Annotated in this window: 11 protein-coding genes; 4 read left to right on the forward strand and 7 right to left on the reverse strand. The window is 56.8% G+C overall.

Features of this window, described 5'->3' with window-relative positions; genetic code table 11:
- Window positions 1-230: 230 nt before the first annotated feature.
- A complete protein-coding gene (locus ABE456_RS03440) occupies window positions 231-1,142 on the reverse strand; it encodes a DUF3427 domain-containing protein (RefSeq protein WP_346642706.1) in 912 nt (303 codons plus the stop codon).
- Window positions 1,143-1,819: 677 nt separating this feature from the next.
- Here ABE456_RS03440 and ABE456_RS03445 point away from each other — a divergent pair.
- Window positions 1,820-2,263 (forward strand): very short patch repair endonuclease, encoded by a 444-nt coding sequence (locus ABE456_RS03445; RefSeq protein WP_346642707.1) that lies wholly within the window; start codon window positions 1,820-1,822, stop codon window positions 2,261-2,263.
- A gap of 229 nt (window positions 2,264-2,492) precedes the next feature.
- On the opposite strand, the gene ABE456_RS03450 is transcribed toward ABE456_RS03445, so the two are convergent.
- The 4 genes from ABE456_RS03450 to ABE456_RS03465 all read right to left on the reverse strand — a co-directional run bounded on the left by ABE456_RS03450 (window position 2,493) and on the right by ABE456_RS03465 (window position 6,400).
- Window positions 2,493-2,762, reverse strand: coding sequence for a DUF3077 domain-containing protein (locus tag ABE456_RS03450; protein WP_085600479.1), 270 nt, complete (start codon window positions 2,760-2,762; stop codon window positions 2,493-2,495).
- Window positions 2,763-2,923: 161 nt separating this feature from the next.
- On the reverse strand, window positions 2,924-3,166 hold the full coding sequence (locus ABE456_RS03455; RefSeq protein ID WP_346642708.1) for a hypothetical protein: 243 nt from the start codon (window positions 3,164-3,166) through the stop codon (window positions 2,924-2,926).
- A 981-nt stretch (window positions 3,167-4,147) separates the two neighbouring features.
- Window positions 4,148-4,975 carry a helix-turn-helix transcriptional regulator gene (locus ABE456_RS03460; RefSeq protein ID WP_346642709.1) on the reverse strand — a complete coding sequence of 276 codons (828 nt, stop codon included), beginning with the start codon at window positions 4,973-4,975 and terminating at the stop codon, window positions 4,148-4,150.
- 516 nt (window positions 4,976-5,491) lie between these two features.
- Window positions 5,492-6,400: a LysR family transcriptional regulator gene (locus ABE456_RS03465; RefSeq protein WP_346642710.1), complete on the reverse strand. Its 909-nt coding sequence runs from the start codon at window positions 6,398-6,400 to the stop codon at window positions 5,492-5,494.
- 248 nt (window positions 6,401-6,648) lie between these two features.
- On the opposite strand from ABE456_RS03465, the gene ABE456_RS03470 reads away from it, so the two are divergent.
- The 3 genes from ABE456_RS03470 to ABE456_RS03480 all read left to right on the forward strand — a co-directional run bounded on the left by ABE456_RS03470 (window position 6,649) and on the right by ABE456_RS03480 (window position 9,606).
- Window positions 6,649-7,473 (forward strand): phytanoyl-CoA dioxygenase family protein, encoded by an 825-nt coding sequence (locus ABE456_RS03470; RefSeq protein WP_346642711.1) that lies wholly within the window; start codon window positions 6,649-6,651, stop codon window positions 7,471-7,473.
- Window positions 7,474-7,553: 80 nt separating this feature from the next.
- Window positions 7,554-8,945, forward strand: a complete 1,392-nt coding sequence (locus tag ABE456_RS03475; protein ID WP_346642712.1) for an amino acid permease — start codon at window positions 7,554-7,556, stop codon at window positions 8,943-8,945.
- Window positions 8,946-9,075: 130 nt separating this feature from the next.
- The gene (locus tag ABE456_RS03480) at window positions 9,076-9,606 is read left to right on the forward strand and encodes a GNAT family N-acetyltransferase (RefSeq protein ID WP_346642713.1); all 531 of its coding nucleotides are present in this window, start codon (window positions 9,076-9,078) and stop codon (window positions 9,604-9,606) included.
- Between the two features lie 246 nt (window positions 9,607-9,852).
- Here ABE456_RS03480 and ABE456_RS03485 read toward each other — a convergent pair whose 3' ends face one another.
- Together ABE456_RS03485 and ABE456_RS03490 are read right to left on the reverse strand one after the other, a co-directional pair.
- Window positions 9,853-11,139 carry an MFS transporter gene (locus ABE456_RS03485; protein WP_346642714.1) on the reverse strand — a complete coding sequence of 429 codons (1,287 nt, stop codon included), beginning with the start codon at window positions 11,137-11,139 and terminating at the stop codon, window positions 9,853-9,855.
- A gap of 126 nt (window positions 11,140-11,265) precedes the next feature.
- Window positions 11,266-11,448 carry a DUF2783 domain-containing protein gene (locus ABE456_RS03490; protein WP_346642715.1) on the reverse strand — a complete coding sequence of 61 codons (183 nt, stop codon included), beginning with the start codon at window positions 11,446-11,448 and terminating at the stop codon, window positions 11,266-11,268.

Below are 11,448 nucleotides of genomic sequence, written 5' to 3' on the forward strand. Positions count from 1 at the left end.
CTGTTGAGTTAGAAGGTTCGCATGAACTTCGACGGTAGCATCGGTAAGGCATGTTGGTTGGAGGTACATAGTCTATCGAGGCTTTCGCTAGGGTTAGCGTGAAGACAAGGAGCTCCAATAGTACCAACACGTTGAGCCGCTTATTGCGCGAAACTGACTTTTCGGCGAATGCTGCCGGTTGCAAGCGACTCCGCATTGGAAATGTCCCATCGTTAAGCGAGCGCAAGCGATCAGCGATTGATAATTGTATTAAATCTAAATTCGAGTGCTGCGCGACTTGGGTGGTCTAACTCGTCCTCTGGTAAGTAAATTGATTGCCCTTCAATCGATACGTACTCGCTGTCCCTTAGTAGCTCTGAAATTTCGATTCGCGAACTAACCGGGTTAATCCACCACAAACCCAAGTCAAACAATGTATGCATGTCGGCTTTGAGCAAGAGGCCATTGGATACCACGTTTGTTTCATCGCCTAAGTAGGGGTGGATATGGGCGGCTTCAAGTACCTGATGTAATGAGCAGGCTGTTACTGCGCAGCGACCCTGATAAGCCCTTAATAATTGCTTTCTAAACTCAGACTGCCCGCGTCGAAGAACGATGGACGCCTGCGTGCGTGTTCGCGCATCAATGAGGTTTTTAGGATTGAACTCACCCTGAGAACCCAGCTGCTGCTCAACCTTGGCTAAAAGTGCGTCTTGGACCTCAGCCGGATTGCGAGCTAAGACAAAAGAGGTAGGAGCACTGCCGGAGTGGCTCTGATAGGTGAAGATACCTTCGTATCTAAAGCCAGCGTGCGGGTGTTCTTTTTTTGATTTTCGATAAAAAAGCAGTAATTCCAGACCCCGCTGACGGTGATTCAATATGAGCGCATCGGTTCGTCCCTGACGCTGGCCTTGCATATAGAGGATTTCACCTGCCAGTGCGTCAACGTATTGCGTTCTATCAGATGTTTTATGTTCGGTAATGAACAGCCACACCGACTTATACCCATTTGGTCGGAATATACCATTTTTAAGAGAGGCAGCTTGTACGTTGAAAAGAGTCCTTAGATCATTTCGCGTATAGATGCTGCCTAACTCCAGTCGTTTGGATGCGAAAAGTTCGTTAGGTGTTGTGTTTGGCGTTGGAGTGCTGGGTGCGGTCATGGGAGGCTTCCATGCGTGTAGCTCAGGCGAAGAGGTAGGACCAGCTTTCGCCTCTATTAGAGAAGTTCGATACCTTACTTCCTTCAGAAAAAATGTGAAAGAGCGTAGGAAAATTCCGTGCTGCGGCTGGGCCTAAACCATAATGAGCGAGGCTATGGGGGAGATTGCTTTCTACGGGGTGAGAAGTGCACAGTCCCTGCACGTCAGCCCTCTGGTTGACGCGAGGAAAAAAACTGGAGGTAGCATCGTGTTCGTTCGCGCCATAGCTGCAAGTGAAAGGGGCTTTGTCGGGGCATGCGTTTAAGGGCCGAGTGAGAGTCACAAGACGCATTCGTAAGTTTTTAGAGTATCAGGCAACTAGAAACGATGACGATTGGGTACCTCGTATCTCGGCTGTCACAGCCTACTAGATGCGCCCAGGCTGTTCGTGCGTTTCAGCACGCCGAGCCTTCTGGGTTGGAGTGGTGTAAATCTTCAGAAACCGACCAGTTGTCGGGGAGGTTTTTCAGATGTGGGTAGATCCGCGAGCGTGGGGTTGGAGCCGGTCGGGCTCTGCTTGCAAGCGTTAATGGTGTTCGCACACATGGCGGCGACAATACTGGCTGATATGAACTGGCCCTTGCAGCGTATCGAGCAGGTTATAATTCAGGAGCTACATCTGCCAAAGGTAATCGAAAGTGGATGTTGTAGATCAACCGACCAGATCTCGGATAATGGCTGCGGTAACCGGCAAAAATACTCAGCCTGAGATCGCGCTGCGCCGTTTCCTTCATGCCCTGGGCTACCGATTCCGCCTGCACCGCAAGGACCTTCCTGGCAAGCCCGATATCGTAATGCCCAAACTACGGACTTGCATATTTGTACACGGATGTTTTTGGCATCGTCATGCGGGATGTCGATACGCTGTTTTACCTAAGACGCGGAGCGAATTCTGGGCGGCAAAATTTTCCAGGAATGTTGAGAGGGACCTTGAGAATGTTCAGGCGCTGGAGGCCTTGGGCTGGAAGGTCATGATCGTTTGGGAGTGCGAAATCAAGCAAGGCGCTGGGTGCCTGGGCGGATTGCATCAGGAGCTTCAAGAGCGGGAGTTGGCCTTTCTCGGTGACGTCTCGAATAGATAGTGACGGACAGCAGTCGATCGACTGCCTTCCGTCATGACCTGGGGTGCAGCCTCGAAAAGTTGATCGCAGCATCCACTGCTAGGGCTACTGTCAGCGATGTGGTCCTGAGGCATCCTTCCACTCTCCTGAAGGTTGCGCTGAAGTTTGGATTGCTGGGGCCGCTTTGCGGCCCTTTCGCGACACAAGGCCGCTCCCACAGGGCGGTGTTGATCCTGCAGGGTGGGGCTTTTCAAGGGTTTTTCATCATACCCAATTCGGCATCATCCATCAGCGCTTTGGCCAAAGCGCAGAGGTAATGCGAGGCCCAGATTAGCTGCGGTTTATCTTCCATCAAGCCGTCTAAGGTCATATCCCGTGCATAACCCATCAGCTCTGAGGCCTGCTCACGGGCGCTCTGACATGGGATGCCGGCTTCGATGCGGAAGAGGGGATGGGTCTGGTTTTCACCTTGGTAGAAGGTGGTTTTGCCGACGGTGAATTTGGTTTCTTCTGTAGACATTGTTCAATCTCCCCGAAATCTCTAGGACCTGGGCTAACGCCTTCGCCAGCAATTCCCCGCAGCCGCTCACAAGCGCCAAGGCCTGTGACGTAGGTCAGTTCACTGTCGGGGCCTGGCTTGCCGGTGATGGGGCGAGCCCAAGCGACACAATCAGTTAGGCCTCAGTGCGAGGTTGTAGGCTCAGTAGGCATCTGTAGCTGAACCAACGCGGACTCAAGCAAAGCTCGCAGCGTCTCCAGTTCATGCATCGAAGTCATCATCAGGATCGACGCAGGCGATCTAGGCTGCAGCAGCATTGCCTGATGCACAACGGTCGCCGCACATAGCGCGTAGTCCGTGGCTTGGATCAAGGTGTCTTCAAGGCAGAGGGTTTTGTGGGGTGGATCCGGAACGATCTTGAGCATGGTGGAACTCCAACGTAGAAGGAGAAACCACCACTCCATGCCGTCAAGCAATGGGGTGGCAGCTGTACGCGGGTTGACGGACCGAGACGTTGGCACTCGGCGCACCACAGGGTGCCCGCACGTACAGCCACCATAAAAGTGTGCACATGAGGACAGCGTCATCGGTCCGTCAAAACCGGTCGCTGAATTGGCAGCGACGAACCGAGACTAAAATCCGCATTGACCATGTGCAACGAAAAACAGGCGCAGGGAGTATCTTTGGGAAATGCCCTACAAGGAAGTTCTTATTTCTGATTTTTTCACCGTGTTCGCCGTCAAATTCTGCTGCGCTCGCTGCTCCGCAAGCGCTTCAACGCTCTCAAAAAGCTAACCACCCGCTTATCCCTGTATCCAGCTATGTCCCGATGATGTCAAACGGTCACCATGGACTTCAGTCCCCAGCCCCCGAAACTGTCCCTCTCGCATCCAGACACCTGGGCAGCCTGCAGGCGCAGGGGCGCAAGGTAGAGATTCCGCCGCTGCAGCTGTGTTATCACCCGGTGAAGAAATGGATCGGTATCGAGCCGCTGATGCAGCCGTGAACTAGCGCATTTTACGGAAATGGAATGCGCTGAAGATGGCTGGCGGAGCATTGCACCTGACCGGGCGGTTGAGCGCTACCGCAGTTATCAGCAGCCTGTAGTGGAGTAGCGAATATCCGGCTGCCCGCATGCATCTTTCATTCTGTTTGATCGTGAGCGCCAAGATTTTCTTGAGTGGGCTCACAGAATCTTGAGTTCAGGCGAATTTGCCGACTTTTTCTTCAGTTTCCAGCATTAGGTAGAGAACGAGAGCTGGGACCGCTCTGCGGTCCTTTCGCGACACAAGGCTGCTCCTACACGGGGGGCGCATGCTCCATGGGTAGGTCACCACGAAGCTTTTTCGTTTGGTTCGTTAACCAGCCTCTCATGTGAAATGTCGGCGGCCAACAGTTTGCCCGCGTCAGTGAACCTGGCTCGACCATTTGCGCTGGGTAGCCAGCGCCAACAACTCACGCTGCCCGGAAATACCCAGCTTGCGATACAGCCGCTTGATGTACGTGGCCGCACTCGACAGCTGAATGCCCATGCTCGCGCTGATGGCCTCGACCTCACAGCCGGCCAGCATCAGTTGCAGCAGCTCCTGGTCACGCCGGGTCAGTTCCGGGTACAGGCTGACAACCCGTTCACTGAGCAGGGCCGGCATTTCATTGGCTTCGAGGTAGGCGCGGTAGTGCAGGCGGGAGATTTGCACGATCAGCGGGGCGGCTGTTTCGATCACATTGATCTCGTTGGGGGTGAAGCGGCCGTGTTCTCGGCCGCGGTAGAAGTTTACCGAGAGCCAGCGGTTGCCTTCGCAGTGGGTGAGCAGGGCGACGCGTTCGGAGATTTGCGGCAGCTCGTAGCAGATGCGGCGGTAGTCGCGGTGGGCGATGTCTTCGATGGCTTGGCGTTGCACCATGATGCGGTCGGTGGTTGGCAGGGTAGGGTGTTTGGTCATCGCCTGTTGGTTGCCGTCCATGCTGTAGAAGCGTTCGGCGTAGTTGCTGGAGATTCTGGGTAGCTCGAGCATGCGGGCGCGGTCGGCGAAGGAGATGACTTGCGGGCTGCGGTTGGGGCTGTAGGCGAAGAGGGTGCATTGGGCCAGGGGGACCTGGGCGCTGACCAGTTTCAGCATGTCGGCGGCCAGCAGCTTGCCGTGGCTTTCGCGGGTACGGGAGAGCAGGGCGGCGGTTTGCTCGATGGGTAGGCGCAAGTCGGTGGTGGAGGGGCGTAATGGCCAGAATTCCATGCTGTTACTCCCTGGGGGCAAGGCAGGATTTATTGTTTTAGGTGGCCACTGGGTGGTGGGCTGTGGGCAGGATAACCAATTTGTGGGTGGGGGGCGTAGCTTGGGGGAATGACTGGCTTGCGCATTTTTGGAGGGCGGGCGCGATCCTTGTGAGGGGCGGGCTTGGACTGGGGCAGTCAGTTAGGTGGTTTAGGGCCGCGTTGCGGCACATCGCCGGCAAGCCAGCTCCTACCTCGATCGCGCCGAATTCAAGCCATGCGCTGTGGCTGTGGGATTGGGTTGGCATTGGGATTTGGCTGCGAACACCGGCGGAGCCGGTGCCATACACTGTGTTGGGTTCTTCGCGGGTGAACCCGCTCCCACAGGTTTCGCGCAGCTTTCGGGAGCACGCTGTACCTGTGGGAGCGGCTTTAGCCGCGAACACCGGCGGAGCCGGTGCCATGCACCGTGTTGGGTTCTTCGCGGGCATGCCCGCTCCCACAGTGATTGCGAAAACCTGTGGCTATGTGGGCAAGTTCAACTTGGCACGCCAGCAATCTCCCGAGCAACCCAGCTCTTGAACGCCTCCGCTACTGGCGATGGGTGCATCGCACCTGACTGGGCCAGCACCACCTTTTGCGGTGATACCTCCTCCAACAATGGCCGGCACAACAGCGGGGTACCGTCGTAGCAGTGGTCGCCGGCGGGGCGGGTGCATGACAGGGCAACGCCGTAGCCATGCGCGACCAGGCCCCTTTGCATCTCGAAGGTCTGGGTAAATTGCTGAGTACGCGGCTGCAGGTTATGCGCCCAGAACAGTGAGAGAAAATACTCACGGGTTTGTGCAATGTCTTCAAGAATCAAACATTCTTGCGCCAGCTCATGCAGCGGTATCGCTGGCAGCTGGGCCAGCCGATGGTCTGTGGCGATGAGCGCGTACGGTTTCAACTCGGCAAGCACCTGGCGCGGCAGCGAGGGGTCAAGGCCTATGTCGTAAGTCAGCGCCAGCTCGGCTTTACCGGCGCTCAGGTGGCGGTGTACGCCTGCCAGGTCGGTCTCGAACAGCGTTACCTCTACATCGGGATACTGCTTGCGAAAGGTCGATAGCAGCCGCGGTGCGTAGTAAGGGCCCAGGTCTTGAAAGCAGATAAGCGATAGGTTGCCGCGCAGTGAACCTTGCGTGGTATCGGCCTTCTGGTTCATGGCGATGGCCATGCCAATGATGTCGCGTGCCTGGGCCAGTAGCCGCGTGCCCGCTGACGTCAGCTCTAGCCCGCGGCTGACCTGGCGGCGGAAAAGCCGCTCATTCAGTGCCTCTTCAAGCTGCGCGATCGCCACCGAAACCGATGGCTGTGAAACGTGCCGGGCTCTCGCTGCAGCGCTGATGCTGCCATGCTCGGCCACGGCGACGAAGTACTCGAGCTGCCTGAAGGAGAACCCTATCATCTTTTCCTATACTCAAAATTAGGAAATATATTCTTTTCCTATTGGTGCCAAAAAGCAATACTCGCTTTGCACCTTGCTTGTTTCGCTTGGAACTTGTTAAGCGTTATAGGCCGTGCACCAGGTTTTTTGCCGTGTTTTTTACTTGCAGAGACAGCGATAGTTTTCGTATCGCGACGCAGCTTTATGGCGCAAAAAAAACATAAAAGTGTGTGCGCGCCGGCCCCAATAAAAAGACTAAAGGGTGCTTTATGAAACAGTCCGTCGAATTTCAATTAAGCGATGAAACCATCGAGGCGTTCCAGCGTGATGGTGCCGTTTGCGTTCGTAATTTGTTCACACCGGAAGAAGTAGCGCTGCTCGAAACCGGCATCGAACAGAACCTGAAAGCCCCCAGCGAGCGCGCCAAAGTGGCCAGCCGGCCAGATGACCCGGGTTGGTTCTTCGAAGACTTCTGCAATTGGGGCGATATTTCAGCCTATCGCCAGTTCATCTTCGAAAGCCGCGTGGGTAGCGTTGCTGCTCAACTGATGAACAGCGAAACAGCGCGGCTTTATCACGACCACCTGCTGGTCAAGGAGCCCAATACCCGGCAACGCACGCCCTGGCATCAGGACCAGCCCTATTACAACATCGATGGGCGGCAGAACTGCAGCATGTGGATGCCCATCGACCCCGTCGCGCGGGAGTCCACCCTTGAATTTGTCGGCGGCTCGCACCTTGGGCCGTGGCTGATGCCACGCAGTTTCCTTGATAGCCAGGCCAAATGGTTCCCCGAAGGCAGCCTGGCGGACTTGCCGGATATCGAGGCCGACCGCAGCGCCTGGAACATCCTTGGCTGGGAACTCTCCCCAGGCGACGCGGTGTTCTTCCACATGCTGACCTTGCACGCCTCTGGCGGCGTTGGCGGCAAGCGCCGGCGCCGTGCCTTCTCGGTGCGTTTCCTGGGCGACGACATTACTCACGCACCGCGCCAGTGGCAAACCTCGCCACAGTTTCCCGGGCTCGAAACCCAACTGGCCAGCGGTGCCCCAATGAACCATGAACTGTTCCCGGTGCTGTGGCCCAGGGCTTGATGATTGAAAGAGTGCGTGCCTGATGAAACCGCACGGCATCTGCGTTGTGCGGACCTGATAATAAAATCAAGAAGGTATCTATGAACGCTCAATCCTCACACCAGCTCAAGCGGGGTCTCACTACCCGGCATATTCGTTTCATGGCGTTAGGTTCTGCTATCGGTACAGGGCTGTTTTATGGCTCGGCATCGGCCATAAAACTGGCAGGGCCTTCGGTGTTGCTTGCCTACCTGATAGGGGGCGCGGCCATTTACATGATGATGCGCGCCCTTGGCGAAATGGCGGTACATAACCCGGTGTCCGGGTCGTTCGGGCACTATGCCAGCCAGTACCTGGGGCGTTACTTTGGCTTTTTGACAGGTTGGAGCTACGCGTTCTCGATGTTGGTGGTGTGCCTGGCAGACGTGACGGCGTTTGGCGTTTATATGGGGCTGTGGTTCCCCGACACACCTTCGTGGATCTGGGTGCTTGGCATCGTGTTGTTTATCGGGGCGCTGAACCTGTGTAGCGTGAAAGTGTTCGGGGAAATGGAGTTCTGGCTTTCGTTGCTGAAGGTGACCGCTATCGTTGCCATGATTGTGGCGGGCGGGGCTGTGCTGTTACTGGGTATCCAGTTGGATAGTGGTGCAGGCACTGTTGCCGGAATTTCGAATCTCTGGAGCCACGGCGGGTTCTTCCCTAATGGCATCGGCGGGATGATTGCTTCGTTCACCGTTGTGATGTTCGCCTTTGGTGGGGTCGAGATGATCGGCATCACTGCAGGCGAGGCGAAGGACCCAAAGCGTGTGCTGCCGAAGGCTATCAACTCAGTGCCTCTGCGCATTCTGTTGTTCTACATCCTTACCTTGTTCGTGCTCATGGCCATTTACCCGTGGACCAGTATTGGCAGCCACGGTAGCCCGTTCGTGCAGATCTTCAGTGGCCTTGGCATCAGTTCAGCGGCAACGGTGTTGAACATTGTGGTGATTTCTGCGGCTGTTTCGGCGATCAATAGCGATATCTTCAGCGCTGGGCGGATGATGTACGGCATGGCGCAGAACGGCCAGGCGCCGGCTGGCTTTGCATCACTGTCGCGTTTCGGTGTGCCGTGGATGACAGTTGCGGTGATGGGTGTGGCGCTGCTTTTGGGCGTGGTATTGAACTATCTGGTGCCGGAAGACTTGTTCCTGGTGCTCGCTGCGGTGGTCACGTTCTCCATTGTCTGGGTTTGGTTGATGATCCTGCTGTCGCAAGTGGCCATGCGGCGGGGCATGAGCAAGGAGGAGGTGGCGGCACTGGATTATCGCGTGCCACTGTGGCCGGTAGGGCCGGCTTGCGCGATTGCTTTCATGGTGTTCATTTTTGGTGTGCTCGGTTGGTTCCCGGCTAGCCGCACAGCCATGTATGTCGGGGTTGGCTGGTTGGTACTGCTGTCTGTGGGTTACTGGTTGTGGGGTGTGCGTGCGCCACGGCAAGTGTCTGCCAGCGCTTGAGGTATTGAGCTAATAGCCGTCCGGCAAAGGACTGCCGAGACGTGCCTCTAGCCTTACCTGATGGCAATACTCCGGTTTTGATAGGCTAAGATCATTAGCTTTCGCTGATACGAGGCAAAGTGGAAGTGCCATGGTGATTGTTCGTCCTATAACAGCTGGTGATTGGCGGCCTTATCGGGAATTGCGTTTGAAGGCTCTGCGTGAGTCACAGGATGCCTTTGCAAGTACCTATGAACTTGAGTCAGCCAGGGAAGATGATGAGTGGGAGGCGCGTATAGCAGCTGTTGCTTCGTCCAAGAGTGCGCAAGCTTTCTTTGCTGTTAAGCGCAACGAGATTTGTGGTTTGGTGTGGTGCAAGGCGTCGGACGTAGAGGCGGATGTGGTCGAGATTTTCCAGATGTGGGTGGCGCCCGATGCTCGCGGCTTCGGCGTTGGTCGCGCGTTGCTTGAGCGTGCTCTCAGTTGGGCTAGAGGCTATGGTGCGCAACGTGTCCGTTTAGGTGTGACAGTCGCAGACAGCCCGGCCATGCGCTTGTACAAGGCGAGTGGGTTCCAGCCTGTCGGCATACCGGAGCTTTTGCGCGAGGGTTCAGTGTTGATGTCGCAAGCGATGGAGTTGAATCTGGGGTCGTATCGCGAGAGCAACATTCACGGTCTATAGCCGTTCTGAATCGTGTTCGCGGGTAATCTCGCCAAGCATCCGACGCGGTGCATGGCACCGGCTGCGCCGGTGTTCGCGGCGGTTCGACGCCTCGATGAACCCGCTCCTACACGGATCACCACTGCCTTCAAGGCAGATGCAGTACCTGTGGGAGCGGGCAAGCCCGCGAAGAAGCCAACGCGGTGCATGGCACCGGCTACGCCGGTGTTCGCGGGCACGCCCGCTCCCACAGGATCATCACAGTACTCAAGGCCGGTGTATTGCCTGCTTTGAGGTGGGCGATGGCAGGGGCAACAGAAAGCTCAACAGCGCCCCCACCACCAGCAACACCGTGGCATAGACAATCCCGGCAGTAAAACTCATGGTCAGGTCCTTCAACCAGCCAACCACCAGCGGGTTCAACGCCGAGCCGATATTGCCGAACGCATTGATCACCGCAATGCCAATCGCCCGCGCCGCGAACGACAGCGCCTGGTCCGGTGTAGTCCAGAAAATCGACATGGCGGTATACGACCCGGTGGCAGCCATGCAGATACCGCACAGCTGCACCAACGGGTTACCGGCATACGCAGCAAACAGCCAGCCGGCAGCAGCCACCAGCATGGGCAGCACCAGGTGCCATTTGCGTTCCTGGCTACGGTCGGAATGCAGGCCCCACACCACCATGCCGATGATGGTGCACACCTGCGGAATCATCGCCAGAAAGCCGATGGTGCTGTTACTGCTGTCGGCAGCACTGATGCTCTTGATGATTAACGGCGTCCACACGGCAATCATCGCCAATGTGTTCACCAGGCAGAAGTACACCAGGCTGAACAGCAGCACGGTAGGCGAGAGCATTTCGCGCAACAGGCTGCCGGGTTCATCCTCTTCAGTACGGGTTGCAAGCGGTTTATCTGCAGCCAGGGCCTGCTGCAGCTGTTGCTTGTCTTCCGCGCTCAGCCAGTGGGCCTGGCGCGGCGTGTCGTTCAAGTAGCCGAAAACCACAAAGCCCATGGCCACCGAAGGCATGCCTTCAAGCAGGAACAGCCACTGCCAGCCGTGCAAGCCCCACACCCCATCCAGGCTCAGTATCAACCCCGAGAGCGCCGAACCGAAGCCCGCAGTAAACGGCATGGCGATCATGAACAGGGCATTTGCGCGTGCCCGGTACGCCGCAGGGAACCAGAACGTCAGGTACAACAGCACACCGGGCAGAAAACCCGCTTCGGTAATCCCGACCAGAATCCGCAGCAGGTACAGGCTGCTGGCATCGGTGGCGAACAGGGTTGCGGTCGAGGCCAGGCCCCAGGCAATCATCAGGCTGCCAATCCATCTGCGTGCACCAACCCTGGCCAAGGCTATGTTGCTGGGGATACCACAGGCGATATAGGCGATGTAGAACAGCGTGGTGGCCATGCCGAACTGGGTGCTGCTCAGGCCCAGGTCGCCCATCATGGTCAGGCCGGCAAAGCCGATGTTGATGCGGTCGAGAAACGACAGCACAAAGCACAGGAACAGAAAGCCCAGCAGGCGCCTGGAGACTTTGCGCATCACGGCTTGCTGGGGGCTGCTGGCGGTTTTTATCGTTGTAATGGGGGCAGTGTTCTGATGCATGTGGGCGCCTGATTATTATTGGTTTCAGCGGCACCGGCTCCGGTGCTATGGCAACTGCAGGTACTACAGGTCTTGTAGTGCCGCCTGGGTCAGGTCGGTAAAGGCCTGGGCATCGCCAAGTGCTTGGGCACTGAGCAGTGCCAGCTTGGTCAGGAACAGCTCGGCCTTGGCCGGTGTGGCCTGGTCCAAAGCGTCGGCCAATAGGTCGTAAACCACTTCCAGGTCTGCTGCGGTAAGGGTGTGCAT

Origin of the sequence: Pseudomonas sp. TWI929 (genome assembly GCF_039673335.1) — a bacterium.
Taxonomy (GTDB): domain Bacteria; phylum Pseudomonadota; class Gammaproteobacteria; order Pseudomonadales; family Pseudomonadaceae; genus Aquipseudomonas.